The sequence below is a fragment of the Streptomyces sp. CC228A genome (assembly GCF_021390935.1).
GTDB lineage: Bacteria > Actinomycetota > Actinomycetes > Streptomycetales > Streptomycetaceae > Streptomyces.
The window spans coordinates 792,912-806,193 of sequence record NZ_JAJPUI010000002.1 but is presented as its reverse complement, the minus strand read 5'-3'; the positions used below and the strand labels follow the sequence as shown (position 1 = coordinate 806,193).

9 protein-coding genes and 1 pseudogene are annotated in these 13,282 nt (G+C 75.5%); 5 read left to right on the top strand and 5 right to left on the bottom strand.

Annotation, left to right across the window (positions count from 1 at the left end; all coding sequences use genetic code 11):
• Positions 1–23: 23 nt before the first annotated feature.
• On the top strand, positions 24–1,517 hold the full coding sequence (gene mptB / locus L6E17_RS08930; protein ID WP_236240203.1) for a polyprenol phosphomannose-dependent alpha 1,6 mannosyltransferase MptB: 1,494 nt from the start codon (positions 24–26) through the stop codon (positions 1,515–1,517).
• A gap of 19 nt (positions 1,518–1,536) precedes the next feature.
• Here mptB and L6E17_RS08925 read toward each other — a convergent pair whose 3' ends face one another.
• Together L6E17_RS08925 and L6E17_RS08920 are read right to left on the bottom strand one after the other, a co-directional pair.
• Positions 1,537–3,138 carry an amidohydrolase family protein gene (locus tag L6E17_RS08925; protein ID WP_236240202.1) on the bottom strand — a complete coding sequence of 534 codons (1,602 nt, stop codon included), beginning with the start codon at positions 3,136–3,138 and terminating at the stop codon, positions 1,537–1,539.
• 31 nt (positions 3,139–3,169) lie between these two features.
• Positions 3,170–4,438: an alanine racemase gene (locus tag L6E17_RS08920; protein ID WP_236240201.1), complete on the bottom strand. Its 1,269-nt coding sequence runs from the start codon at positions 4,436–4,438 to the stop codon at positions 3,170–3,172.
• A 148-nt stretch (positions 4,439–4,586) separates the two neighbouring features.
• Between L6E17_RS08920 and L6E17_RS08915 the strand changes: the two are divergent.
• From L6E17_RS08915 to L6E17_RS08905, 3 genes and pseudogenes are all read left to right on the top strand, one after another.
• A pseudogene (locus L6E17_RS08915) lies at positions 4,587–5,578 on the top strand (sugar kinase); the annotation flags it as partial.
• Positions 5,579–5,801: 223 nt separating this feature from the next.
• The gene (locus L6E17_RS08910) at positions 5,802–6,548 is read left to right on the top strand and encodes an IclR family transcriptional regulator (protein WP_236240200.1); all 747 of its coding nucleotides are present in this window, start codon (positions 5,802–5,804) and stop codon (positions 6,546–6,548) included.
• 10 nt (positions 6,549–6,558) lie between these two features.
• Positions 6,559–6,963 carry a RidA family protein gene (locus L6E17_RS08905; protein WP_236240199.1) on the top strand — a complete coding sequence of 135 codons (405 nt, stop codon included), beginning with the start codon at positions 6,559–6,561 and terminating at the stop codon, positions 6,961–6,963.
• On the opposite strand, the gene L6E17_RS08900 is transcribed toward L6E17_RS08905, so the two are convergent.
• Together L6E17_RS08900 and L6E17_RS08895 are read right to left on the bottom strand one after the other, a co-directional pair.
• Positions 6,903–8,267, bottom strand: coding sequence for a serine/threonine-protein kinase (locus L6E17_RS08900; RefSeq protein WP_236240198.1), 1,365 nt, complete (start codon positions 8,265–8,267; stop codon positions 6,903–6,905). The genes L6E17_RS08905 and L6E17_RS08900 overlap by 61 nt on opposite strands.
• Before the next feature lie 138 nt (positions 8,268–8,405).
• Positions 8,406–9,761, bottom strand: a complete 1,356-nt coding sequence (locus L6E17_RS08895) for a M14 family metallopeptidase (RefSeq protein ID WP_236240197.1) — start codon at positions 9,759–9,761, stop codon at positions 8,406–8,408.
• Positions 9,762–9,968: 207 nt separating this feature from the next.
• On the opposite strand from L6E17_RS08895, the gene L6E17_RS08890 reads away from it, so the two are divergent.
• Entirely contained in the window at positions 9,969–11,348 is a 1,380-nt protein-coding gene (locus tag L6E17_RS08890; RefSeq protein WP_236240196.1) for an Nramp family divalent metal transporter, read from the top strand.
• 15 nt (positions 11,349–11,363) lie between these two features.
• Here L6E17_RS08890 and L6E17_RS08885 read toward each other — a convergent pair whose 3' ends face one another.
• Entirely contained in the window at positions 11,364–13,091 is a 1,728-nt protein-coding gene (locus L6E17_RS08885) for a chitinase (protein WP_374109018.1), read from the bottom strand.
• Between the last annotated feature and the right edge of the window lie 191 nt (positions 13,092–13,282).

Sequence of the window (13,282 nt, the reverse complement as noted above, 5' to 3'; positions counted from 1 at the left end):
CCCCCCGGGTAGGTTGGCTGCCCATGTGGTCCTTGAGCGTCGCCGGTTGCCGCCGGCTCGGTGTGGTCGGTTCCGCCGCCGTGGCCCTCGGCGGCTGGGCGGCCGGCACGCTGCCCGAGCGCGACCCCTGGGGCCTGTGGCTGCCCCGCGGGGCCCGCGCCGCCGAGGCCGGGACGCTCCTCGCCTACGTCGGACTGACCCTCCTCGTCGTCGCCTGGTGGCGGTACGGGCGGCTGCTCGTCCTGCGGCCCTCCGCCGTCCGGATCCGCGACACCCTCGCCACCCTCGGCTGCTGGGCCGCCCCGCTGCTCGTCGCGCCGCCGCTGTACAGCGCCGACGTGTACAGCTACATCGCCCAGGGCGCGATGGTCGTCGAAGGCCACGACGTGTACGCCGCCGGCCCCTCCGTCCTCGACCCGGCCGGCCTCGGCGGCGACGCCGCCGCCAGCGTCGGCGGCCACTGGACCGACACCCCCGCCCCGTACGGACCGGTCTTCCTCCTCGTCGCGCAGGGCATCACCGTGGCCACCGACGGCAGGATCGTCCCGGCCGTCCTCGGCATGCGGCTGGTCGCCGTCGCCTCCCTCGCGCTCGCCGTGTGGGCGCTGCTCCGCCTCGCCCCCGGCGGCGCCCGCAACGGCGCCCTCTGGCTCGGCGCCCTCAACCCGCTGCTCCTCATCCACGTCGTCGGCGGCATGCACAACGACGGGCTGATGGCCGCCCTGCTCCTCGCGGCCGCCGCGCTCGCCCTGCGCGGCCGCCGCTGGGTCGCGGGCAGCGCCCTCGTCGGCCTCGCCATGATGGTGAAGTCCCCGGCCGCCCTGGGCCTGCTCTTCATCGGCGTCGTCGTCGCCCGCGAGGCCGCGGGCCCGCCCCTACGGCGCGCCGCGAAGGCCCTGCTCGGGCCGGGCTCCGTCGCCGCCGCCACGGCCGTCGCCGCCACCCTCGCCGGCGGCACCGGCTTCGGCTGGCTGCGCACCCAGAGCGTCGCCGGCTCCATCCACACCGCGCTGTCCTTCAGCAGCGACCTCGGCTACGCCCTGGGCCGCTCGATGCACTACTTCTCCGGCACCCACCCCGACCCCGTGAAGCGGGCCGTCCAGGCCATGGGCCTCACCCTGGCCCTGGCCCTCATCGCCTACCTCGCCGCCCACGTGCTGCGCGGGCTGCTGGACCCCGTCAAGGCGCTGGGCCTCGCCCTGCTCGTGCTGGTCCTGCTCTCCCCGGTCGTCCAGCCCTGGTACCTGCTGTGGGCCGTGCCGCTGCTGGCCGCCACCGCCTGGCGCGGCCGCACCGCCCGCGGGCTCGCCGTGCTGTGCGCGGCGTTCGCGTACGTCACCGCGCCCGACGGGTCCACCCCGGCGTACGCGTTCGCCGCCGCCGCGGTGGCCTGCGCGGTCGCGGCCCACCGCACACTGCGCCCCGCGGACGCCCCGGCCGCCGCCCGCGTGCCCGCGCCGCGCAGGGCCGAGGACCACGCGGGAGCGGCCCTGCTGTACCGGCCGCCCATCCGGTGAGCCGGGGCCCGCGGGCCGGTCAGCCCGGCCGGCCCGCGGGTGTGCGGCGGACCGCCCGGCCCGCCAGCACGTCCGTGCGCCGCCCGTCGCGGACCGCGAACCTGCCGTCGATCAGCACGTGCGGCACTCCGGTCGGCAGCGCCCGCGGCTGCGCGTACGTGGCGCCCGCCGCCACCGTCGCCGGGTCGAACAGCACCAGGTCCGCCCGGTACCCCGCGCGCACCAGCCCCCGGTCCGGCAGCCGCAGGCGCGCCGCGGGGCGGGACGTCAGGTGCGCCACCGCCTCCTCCAGCGGCAGCACCCCGAGCTCCCGCACGTAGTGCCCCAGGTAGTGGGGGAAGGTGCCGTACGCCCGCGGATGCGGCTTCGCCCCCCGCAGGATGCCGTCCGAGCCGCCCGTGTGCACCCGGTGCCGCATGATCGCCCGCACGTTCTCCTCGTGGCCCACGTGCTGGAGGACCGTCGTGCCCAGCCGGTCCGCGAGCAGCAGTCGGCGGGCCGCGGGCCAGTCCGGCACGCGGCTGCCCACGAACCGGGCCAGCGCCGGGTCCGACACGCCCGACACCTCCACGGTCGACCAGTCCACCGGCACCCCGTGGCAGCCGTCGGAGCCCGCCACCTCCACGGCGTGCCGGATCCGCTCCGCCGCCGCCCCGTCCCGCAACCGGGCGAGCAGCGCGTCCGGGCCGCCCGCGTGCGCCCAGCCCGGCAGCAGCGCGGCCAGCGTCGTCGACCCCGCCGTGTACGGGTACGTGTCGAGCGACACGTCGGCCCCGTCCGCCAGGGCCGCGTCCAGCAGCGCCAGCAGCTCGGGCGCCCGCCCCGCGTTGCCGGGGAAGTTCAGCGTGGCGTGCGCCAGGTGCAGCGCGCACCCCGCGGCCCGCGCCAGACCCAGCACCTCCCGGTACGCGTCGAGCGCCCCCGCGCCGTACGACCGGTGGTGCGGGCACCAGTAGCCGCCGTACTCCGCCACCACCCGGCACAGCGCCGCCAGTTCCCGGCCGTCCGCGTACATGCCCGGGGTGTACGTCAGGCCCGACGACATGCCGACCGCGCCCTGCTCCATGCCCTCCGCGACCAGCTGCCGCATCCGCCGCAGCTCGGCGTCCGTCGCCGGGCGGTCCTCCCAGCCGACCGCGTACGCCCGGACCGTGCCCTGCGGCACCAGGTACGCGGCGTTCACGGCGACGCCCTCGCCGCCGAAACCCCGGTCCAGCCGGTCCAGGTACTCCCCGACGGACCGCCAGCCGAGGCCGCCCGGCACGTCGGCGCCGTCCCCGTTCCAGCCCGCGACCGCCGCCCGCACCCCGGCGAGCGTCCGGTCGTCCACCGGCGCGTACGACAGCCCGTCCTGGCCCAGCACCTCCAGGGTCACGCCCTGCGCGGCCTTCGCCTCGTGCGCCGGATCGCTCAGCAGCGCCAAGTCGCTGTGCGCGTGCATGTCCACGAACCCCGGGCACAGGGCGAGCCCGTGCGCGTCCAGCACCCGCCGGCCGCCCAGCGGCCGGTCCCCGGGCCGGCGGACGGCGGCGATCCGCCCGCCGTCGAGCCCCACGTCCGCGCGGTACGCGGGGGAGCCCGAGCCGTCGACCACCGTCGCGCCCCTGATCACCAGGTCCATCGCGCCGCCCCCGCCCGCCGTCCCGGACGGCTCAGAAGAACGTCCGGACGTAGTCGCCGACCGTGCCGTCCGGCTCCACCACCGGGATCATCGGCCACTTCTCGAACACCGTGCACGGGTGCGCCAGGCCGAGCCCCACCCAGTCGCCCACCTCCAGCGGTGTGCTCCCCGGGTCGGTGCGCAGCCACGCGTGCTGGTCGGACAGCGCCGTCACCGCGATCCCGGACGCCGGGCGGACCTGCCCGTCGGAGGCCGAGCGGACCACGTGCACCACCGGCAGCCCCAGGTCGTACGACACGTCCCGCTTGCCCGCGTTCAGGAACGCCTCACCCGGCGCCGGGCGCGACACCACCTGCGCCCACAGCCGGAACGCCGGCTCCAAAGCACCCTCCCGCGGCACCCGGTTGAACGGCGTGAGCCGCTCGTAGTGCCCGTGGTCGTGCGACACGTACGCCCCGGAGCGCAGCAGCTTCAGCACCGGCGCCGACAGCTCCGGCACCTCGGCGAAGACCTCCGCCACCGTGTCGAACCACTCGCTGCCGCCGGCGCTGACCACGATCTCGTCCGCGTCCGCGAAGAGGCCCGCCTTGTCCAGGTCGGCCGCCAGCGCCACCAGCCGCCGCAGCCAGGCCCCGACGGTCTGCGGGCTCGCGTCCGGCACCTGCGCCTCGTACCCGGCGACGCCCACCAGCCGCAGCGACCGCGCGCGGGCCGCCGCCTCGGCGACCTCCGCGGCCTGCGCGTCCGTCCGCACCCCGGTCCGCGCGCCCTCGCCCGCCGCCAGCTCCACGACCACGTCCACCGGCCGGGCCGCGCCCGCCAGCGCCTCCTCCATCAGCGCGACGCCCCGCACCGAGTCGACGTAGCAGACCAGCCGGAAGTCGGGGTCCGCGGCGAGCTCTGCGGCCACCCAGCGCAGGGCCGCCGCGTCCACCAGCTCGTTCGCCAGGAACACCCGCCGTACCCCGAACGCCCGGCACACCCGCACCTGATGGGGCACCGCCACGGTGATGCCCCAGGCCCCCAGGTCCAGTTGGCGGGCGAAGAGCTGCGGGGCCATCGTCGTCTTGCCGTGCGGCGCGAACGCCAGGCCGTGCCGCTCGGCGAACCCCTCCAGCGCCGCCAGGTTGTGCTCCAGTGCGGACGCCGACAGCGTCAGGACGGGTGTGGTGAAGCCGCCCGTGAACAGGTCGCGGCGCTCGGCGGCGAGCCGGCCGACCGTCAGTCCGTCGGCGTCCGGCGGCAGCCCCTTGAAGCGGTGGTCGACGCGCTCCTCGCTGAGGCGGTCCGCCGCGTCCATGGGCCCACTCCGTTCTGTTGCACATGCTGCAACGGGCGTTGCGTGCTCTGCTCGCTGCTGTCTAGCATCCGGGCCGTCGCCCGGTCAACGGCCCCGGGCGCGGAAGGAGGCGAGGGTGACCCCCGACGCGGTGTGCCTGGGGGAGGCCATGGCGGCCTTCCTGCCCACGCGGCCCGGCCCGCTCGCCGACGTGCCGTCCTTCACCCGCTCGGTCGGCGGCGCCGAGGCCAACACCGCCTGCGCCCTCGCCGACGCCGGGCACCGCGTCCGGTGGGTCGGCCGGGTCGGCGCCGACGCCTTCGGCGACCACGTGAGGGCGGCCCTGGCCGCGCGGGGCGTCGACGTGTCGGCGGTGCGGCGCGACCCGTACCGCCCGACCGGGGTCTACTTCCGCACCGCCACCGACCGGTCCGCGCCCGGCCACGAGGTCGTCTACCACCGCGCCGGCTCCGCCGCCTCCGCCATGGGACCGCGCACGGAGGACCGGGACGCCGTCCTCGCGGGCCGCGTCCTGCACCTGACCGGCGTCACCGCCGCCCTGTCCGCCGACTGCCTGGCCCTGCTGCGCGACCTCACCACCCGCCGCCCCGGACGCCCGCTGCTGTCCTTCGACGTCAACCACCGGCCGGCGCTGTGGCGCGACGCGGACGCCGGGCCCGTGCTCCTCGAACTGGCTCGCGGCGCCGACCTCGTGTTCGTCGGCCACGACGAGGCCCGCGCGCTGTGGGGCCTGCACGGCGCACGGGCCGTCCGGGAGGCGCTGCCCGAACCGGACGTCCTCGTCGTCAAGTGCGGCCCGGGGGCGCGGTGGCCTTCCACCCCGATCCGGACGGGTCCGTCGGCTGCGGCAGCGGGGTGGCCACGGCCGAGCGGCCCCCGCGCGTCGACACCGTCGACACCGGCGGCGCAGGCGACGCCTTCGCCGCCGGGTTCCTCTCCGCCACCCTGCGCGGCCTGCCCGTGCGGGACCGGCTGCGCCACGGGCACCTGCGGGCCGCCGCGGCCCTGACCGAACCGGGCGACGTGGCCGCCCGCCTCGACCCCGTACACGCCGACCGGCTGGTCGCCCTGGACGACGGCGCATGGGGCAGACTGCGTCTGGGCCACGGCTGGACCCGGCAGGCACCGGAGGCCGGGCAGGCCCGCGAGGCCCGACAGGCACCGGAGGCCGGGCAGACCCGCGAGGCCCGACAGGCACCGGAGGCACGGGCGGCACAGGAGGTCCGGCAGGCGCCGGACGCACGGGCGGTGCGGGACCGGCGGGCCGGGCGGCACAGGAAGCCCGGCGGGCGCCGGAGGCCCGGCAGGCACGGGAGGACCCGCAGGCACCGGGCCCGCGGGCGGTACAGGAGGGGCGTACGCGATGAGCCAGACCGTCGACCGGGCGCTCAGCATCCTGCCGCTGCTCGCCGAGGGGCCCGCCGACCTCGGTCACGTCGCGGAGCGGCTCGGCGTCCACAAGTCCACCGCCCTGCGGCTGCTGCGCACCCTGCACGCCCACGGCCTCGTGCACCGCCAGCCCGACCAGCGCTACCGGCTCGGCGCCCGCCTCCTCGCCTTGGCCCAGCAGGCCGCCGAGAACCTCGACGTCCGCGAGATCGCCCACCCCCACCTCGTCCGCCTCGGCGAGGAGACCGGCCACACCGTGCACCTGGCGGTTCGGGAGGAGGACGAGGTGCTGTACGTCGACAAGGTCGACAGCCGCTACCCCGTCCGCATGTACTCCCGGATCGGCCGGCCGGTCGCCGTCACCGTCGCCGCCGTCGCCAAGGTGCTGCTCGCGGACCTGCCGGACGCCGAGCGGCACGCCCTCACCGCCCGGCTCGACTACCCCCGCTATACCGCCCGCTCCACCCCGGACGCCGCCGCCTACCGCGAGGAGCTCGCGGCCGTGCGCGCCCGCGGGTGGGCCGCCGACCTGGGCGGCCACGAGGAGTCCGTCAACTGCGTCGCCGCGCCGGTCCGCGGCGCCGACGGTCGGGCGGCCGCCGCCCTGTCCCTCTCCGCGCCGAACGTCGTCGCCACCGCAGACGACCTGCTCGCCCTGCTGCCGCTGGTGCGCCGCACCGCGGACGCCGTCAGCCGGGACCTGTCCGGCACCGACCACTGAGGAGCGCCCCATGACCCCGAAGACCGCCGTCACGCCCGCCGCGCACGCCGCGCCGCCCGCCCGCTTCTCCCACGGCGTGCGCAAGGGCAACGTCCTCCAGGTCGCCGGCCAGGTCGGCTTCCTGCCCGTCGCCGAGCCGGGCGAGCCCCCGGCCGTGGCCGGGCCGGGACTGCGGGAGCAGACCCTCCAGACCCTCGCCAACGTCGAGGCCGTCCTCACCGAGGGCGGCGCGACCTGGGACGACGTGGTGATGCTCCGTGTGTACCTGACGGACACGGACCACTTCGCGGAGGTGAACGCCGTGTACGACGAGCACTTCGCGGACCTCGCCGTGCCCCCGGCCCGCACGACGGTCTACGTCGGGCTCCCGGCCGGGCTGCTCGTCGAGATCGACGCGCTGGCGGTCCTCGGCTGACGATCGGTGCCTCCGCCGAGCCGCCCGCGGTGCAGGCCGTCGCGCCCGCCCCGACGCCCCTGCGCCCCGGGCGCGTCAGGCGGCGGCCCCGCCGTCGCAGGCGTACACGAGCACCATGAGGGCGACGACGCCGAGCAGCCCCAGCAGCAGCGCCCGCAGGGCGGCGCCGCGGCCCGGCGGGCGCCGCAGGGGGCGTCGGGCCGGGGCGGCGGCCGGTCCGGCGGCCGCGGCGTACTCGGCTCGGGTGCGGCCCGGCCCCCGGCGCCGCCCCCGCGGGGCAGCCGCGGCCGGGTGTACGGGCGGGTCGGCTCCGGTGGCGGTACGGGCAGCGCGTGCCGGTCCGCGGCCAGCTCGCCGGGGTGCGTGGAGAGGTCCTGCTGCCAGGCGCGGCCCTGCTGCTCGTACGTCTCGATGACCTCGGTCCAGCGCGGCGGCAGCCACCGCCGCCCGCTGCGCGAGGTCGGCAGGCCGGTCAGCTCGGCCAGGAACCGCTGGAGCACCTGCTCGGGGCGCGGCCGCCGGTGCGGGTTCGCCTCCAGGCACGGGCGGACCAGCGGGACCAGCTCCTTGGGGAGCCCGGTCAGGTCGAGTTCGCCGCGCGACACCCGCAGCAGCAGCTGCAGGGTGTTCTCGCCTTCCGGGTAGGGCGGGCGTCCCACCGCGAGGTGGAACAGGGTGGCGCCGAGCGAGTACATGTCGGACGCGGCCGTGGACGGCTCGCCGCGCGCCTGCTCCGGCGACGTGAACGCGATGGTGCCGAGGGTGACGGTGGTGCGGGTGATGTCCTGGGCGTGCGAGATGCCGAAGTCGATGAGCCGCGGCCCGTCCATCGGCAGCAGGATGTTCTGCGGCTTCACGTCGCGGTGGACGACGCCCTGCCGGTGCAGCGCGTCCAGGGCCTGCGCGGTGCCGGCCGCGATCCAGCGGATCGCGGAGGCCGGCAGGTGCCCGCCCCGGCGTACCAGTTCCGCCAGGGACGGCGCGGGGATGTACTGGATGGCCATCCAGGGCGACGGCGCGGCCGGGTCCGCGTCGACGACCCTCGCGGTGTAGGCGTTGTCGATCCGCTGGGCCAGCGCCACCTCCCGGGTGAACCGCTTCCGGTCCGCGGCGCTCACGTCGCCCTCCGCGAGGAGGGTCTTCACCGCGACCAGCGGGGCGCCGGGCCCCACCCGCCCCAGGTAGATCCGGCCCATGCCGCCCGCGCCCAGCCGCCCCAGCAGCCGGTACGGCCCCAGCACCGGCGGGTCGCCGCCGCCGAGCGGCCACAGCCGCGGGCCCGCCGCGGTACCGTCCCCCGTCATACCGCCGCCCCCTCCTGCGGTGCCTTCCGCCAGCAGGGTAGCCGTCAACCCGCGGGTGCACAGGCGCTCGTGCGCACCCGCGGGGAGACGGCTGCCGTCCCGGTCCCCGCGGGTGCGCCCACGCGCTGCGGCGTCCGGTCAGGAACCGGCGCAGTACTGCTGGTCCTTGCCGATGGAGCGGTACATGCAGTCGGCGTTCTCCAGGAGTTGGAGGACCGCGTCGCGGTTGCGGGAGGTCTCGCGCTCGATCACCTCGTCGGGCGGGTAGAAGCCGCCGTTCCACGAGCTGGCCGGGTACATCTCGAAGGTGTAGCCGAAGATCCGCTGCTCACCCCACAGCCAGTCGTCGATCGACCCGTCCGTGACGTAGAGGTCGCTGGCCTGCTGGGGCGTGTAGCCGTTGCTCGCGGCCATCTTGCGGCCGACGGCGGCGAAGGCGTCCCGGTCGTCCTGGGTCATGCCGGGCGCGGTGTCGGAGTAGGTGTAGCCGAACGGCCACAGCACCAGCTCGCTGTAGGTGTGGAAGTCGATGGCGGCGGTGATCTGCTGCTTGCCGCCGACGATCCGGGAGCGCACGAAGTCGGCGACGATCCTCACCTCGGGCGCCGACTCGGGGGCGGAGCCGCGGTAGGTCGCGGAGCCGTAGGAGCCGGACGAGCCGCCGCAGCAGCCCCACTTGTAGTCCCAGTTCCGGTTCATGTCGGTGCCGACGTACGAGGAGCCCGGGTTGGGCTGCCGGTTCTTGCGCCAGCTGCGGTAGCTGCCGGACGCGATGTCGTACTCGCCGCCGTCCGGGTTCATGTCGGGCACGATCCAGATCTCGCGGCTGTCGACCATGCGCGTGATGCGGGGGTCGGAGCCGTATCCCGCGCCGAACTCGCGCAGCAGGTAGAGGGCCATCTCGACGGTGAGGTGCTCGCGGGCGTGCTGGTGGTGGGTGAAGAGCACCTCGGGCTCGTTCTCGTCGGTGCCCACGTTGTCGCTGATCTTGATGGCGACGATCTCGCGGCCCTCGTAGGAGCGGCCGATCACGCGCTTGCTCATGATGCCCGGGTACTGCCGGAGCCGCTGGTCGATCTCCGCGGTCATCTCCGCGTAGTTGTGGTAGCGGGAGTCGGCGGGCGGGAAGTCCTGCGGTGCGACGGCCGCCCCGGCGCTGCGGTCCGGGGGTGCCGGCAGGGCCTCCAGCCGGTGGCCGAGTGAGCGGAGCCGCTCGGCCTGCCGGTCGTCGGCGCTGACCACGACGGAGTGGTCGTCGGCCTCGTCGATGGAGACGCCGGTGGCGGCGATGGCGGAGCGCTCGGCGGGGGTGGCCGGGCCGTGGATCTCGTACTGCCGGACGGTCTCCTCGCCGGCGGCCGCGGGTGTGCGGGCGGCGGATCCGGCGGCCGGGGCGGCGGTGCTGGCGGAGGTGGCGGTGAGCGGCGCCGCGACGGCGAGGGCGAGGACGGCCGCGAGGGTGGCGGTCCGCCTGCCGGGGAAGCGTGGACGCATGCTGTCTCTCCTGTGTGGGGGGCGAGGTGTGTCCTCGTGCGTCGCAGCATCCGGCGGTGGCATGAACCCGTCAAGCATGCACTTCGGCCACGCCGGGAGGCCTACCCCCTTGTGCGATCACCGGGCACCCGCTTTGGTGACGGTGCGCACGACTGGACCAGCGGCACGAGCGGTACGTACGAGCGGACGGCGAAAGGCGTGGACACCATGGCGGAAGGCACCGCGAGCACCACCACCCAGGACCCGGGCGCCGGAGGGCGGCGCACCACCGCCCCGCGCAGGGCGAGCTGGCGCCACATCGGCCCCGGCATCGTCGTCGCGGCCACCGGCGTCGGCGCCGGGGACCTCGTGGCCACCCTGGTCGCGGGCAGCAGGTTCGGCTACACGCTCCTGTGGGCGGCCGTCATCGGCTGCCTCGTCAAGATCTCCCTTGCGGAGGCCGTCGGCCGCTGGCACCTGGCCACCGGCCGCACCCTCTTCGACGGCTGGCGCAGCCTCGGCGCGTGGACCACGGTCTACTTCGCCGGGTACGTCGTCGTGTGGGGCTTCGTCTACGGCGGGGCGGCCATGGCCTCCAGCGCGCTGCCGCTCGCCGCGCTGTTCCCCGGCGTCCTGGCAGCGGAGTGGTGGGGCATCCTCTGCGGCCTCGTCGGGCTCGTCTTCGTGTGGTTCAACCGGTACGCCGTACTGGAGAAGGCCATGACCGTCCTCGTCGGGGTCATGTTCCTGGTGACCGTGTACGTCGCCGTCCGCGTCACCCCGAACCTCGGGGGTGCGGTGGCCGGGCTCGCCCCGGTGCTGCCGGACGGCTCCCTGCTCTACACCCTGGGCCTCGTCGGCGGCGTCGGCGGCACGATCACCCTCGCCGCGTACGGCTACTGGGTGAACGCCAAGGGCTGGCGCGACGCGGGCTGGATGAAGGCCATGCGGCTGGACAACCGGGTCGCGTACCTCACCACCGGCGTCTTCGTCGTCGCGATGCTGATCGTCGGCGCGGAGCTGCTGCACTCCTCCGGCGTCGCCCTCGCCAAGGGCGACAGGGGCCTGCTCGACCTGGGAACCGTCCTGGCGGACCGCTACGGCACCGTCACGGCGAACCTCTTCCTGGTGGGTTTTTTCGCGGCGTCGTTCACCTCCCTCATCGGCGTCTGGCACGGGGTGAGCCTGATGTTCGCGGACTTCGTCCGGAGGATCCGCGAGGGGCGCGGGACCGCGGCGGGTGCGGCCTCCGGGGCGGGCGAGGCGGCGGGGGCGGGGCCTCGGCCGGACGGGGCGGCGTCGGGCGACGCCGCCCCGCTGGAAGGGCCGATGGAGCGGTCCCTCCCGTTCCGCGCGTACCTGCTGTGGCTGACCTTCCCGCCGATGGCGCTGCTCTTCCTGGACCGGCCGTTCGCCCTGGTCATCGCCTACGGCGTGGTCGGCGCCTTCTTCATGCCGTTCCTCGCCCTGACCCTGCTGTGGCTGCTCAACTCCGCCCGCACGCCCCGCGAGTGGCGCAACGGCCGGCTGAGCAACGGCATGCTGGGCCTCGCGGCGCTGCTGTTCGTGGTGCTGTGCGTGGAGCAGGTGCGCGAACTGCCCTGGTGACCGGCCCGCCGGCCGCTACGGCAGGTTGTGGACGTGCGGACCGACCGCGTTCGACCAGGCGTTGCCCGCGGTCGCGTCCCAGTTCGTCGACCACGTCATGGCGCCGCGCAGGGACGGCCACGTCGTGGGCGGCTTGAACGTGCCGCAGCCGGTGCCGCGGGTGAGGCAGTCCAGCGCGTTCTTGACGATCGTCGGGCTGACGTAGCCGCTGCCCGCCCCGCGGGGCGAGGCCGGGACGCCGAGCCCCACCTGCGACGGGTCGAGGCCGCCCTGGAGCTGGATGCAGGCCAGCGCGGTCAGGAAGTCGACGGACCCCTGGGAGTACACCTTGCCGTCGCACCCCAGCATCGAACCGCTGTTGTAGTACTGGGTGTTGACCACCGTGAGGATGTCCTTCACGGCCAGCGCGAGCTTGAAGTACTCGGTGCCGGTGTGCTGCATGTCGATGGTCTGCGGGGCCATCGTCAGCACCATGCCGGGACCCGCCTTGGCGGACAGCTGCCGCAGCGCCTTCGTCAGGTACGTGGAGTTGATCCCGTGCTCCAGGTCGATGTCCACGCCGCTGAAGCCGTACTCCTGCATCAGGGCGTACGCGCTGTCCGCGAAGGCGGTGGCGGACGCGTCGCTGTTGATGGTGACGTTGCCCTTCTCGCCGCCGACGGACAGCACCACCGACTTGCCCGCAGCCTTCTTGGCGGCGATGTCCGCCGTGAAGTCGGCGACCGAGGCGTAGCCGACGGCCGGGTCCAGGTTGAAGACGATCTGCCCCGGCGTGGCCGTCGAGTCCGCGAACGACACGGCGATGATGTCGTACTGGTCCTGCACGTCCCGCAGCTTCTGCACGGTGGCGCCGTTGTCGAAGTTCTGCCAGTAGCCGGTCACGGCGTGCTTCGGCACGGTCGGGTTCGGGGTGGTCCCGCCGGTCCTGGTCCGCACGGTCACGGTCCCGGACTTCGCGGACTCGCCGGCGGCGTTGACGGCCGAGACCTGGAAGCCGTACGCGGTGTCGGCGGCGAGCCCCGTCACGGTGGCGGACGTCCCGCTCACCGTCTGGACGCGGGCCCCGTCCCGGTACACGTGGTAGCCGGTGGCACCGGCGACCGCGTCCCAGGTCAGCGCCACCGACGACGAGGTGACCGTCCCGGGGGCGAGCCCCGCCGGGGCGGCGGGCACCTGCGGGTCCGGGTCGCCGTCGCCGCCGCCGTCCGGCCCGAAGACGGACACGTCGTCGACGTGGTAGGCGGCCTGCCCGTACCAGCCGTGGGTGTAGACGGTGACCTGCTTGGTGTCCGGCCCGGTGGTGAAGCTGGTGGTGAGCTGCTGCCAGGTGCCGGAGCCGGGCGTCCAGGTCGACACGTCGGTGGTGCCGGTGCCGGTCGCGCCCAGGTACGCGTAGGCGCCCTGCACCCAGGCGCTCAGCTCGTACGTGGAGTTCGGCAGGACCGCCACGGTCTGGCTGCACCGGGCGTTGTCGAGCCCGGCGGGGACCGCCTTCAGCGCGGCGGCGCCGCTGCGGACGGGGGAGGTGACGGTGGTGCCGCTGTTCGCCGTGCAGGTCCAGCCGGTGAGGCCCGACTCGAACCCGGCGTTGCGCGCGACGTTGCGGTCCTCGACGGCCTGCGCGGTCCCGGCCCCGCCGACGGCGAGGGCGACCCCGGCCCCGAGGGCCAGGGCCAGCGGCCCGGCGAGCGACGCTCTGGCGCGGTGTCCGCGGTGTCCGCGGTGCTTGCTGCGGTGCTGCACTTGCTGCCTCCGAAAGTGGTGGGGGAGTGGGGAGTCGAGGAGGAGGACGTGCGTCACGGTGGCCACCGCGGTCGTTGCCCGTACAAGGTGGTCCAGACCAATCGCCGTGTCAAGGTCCCGGGTCGACCGCGTGTGCGGAATGCGGATTTGGGTCCGGCCGTGGGCCCACGGGCCTATGAGGTCCGTGTGGC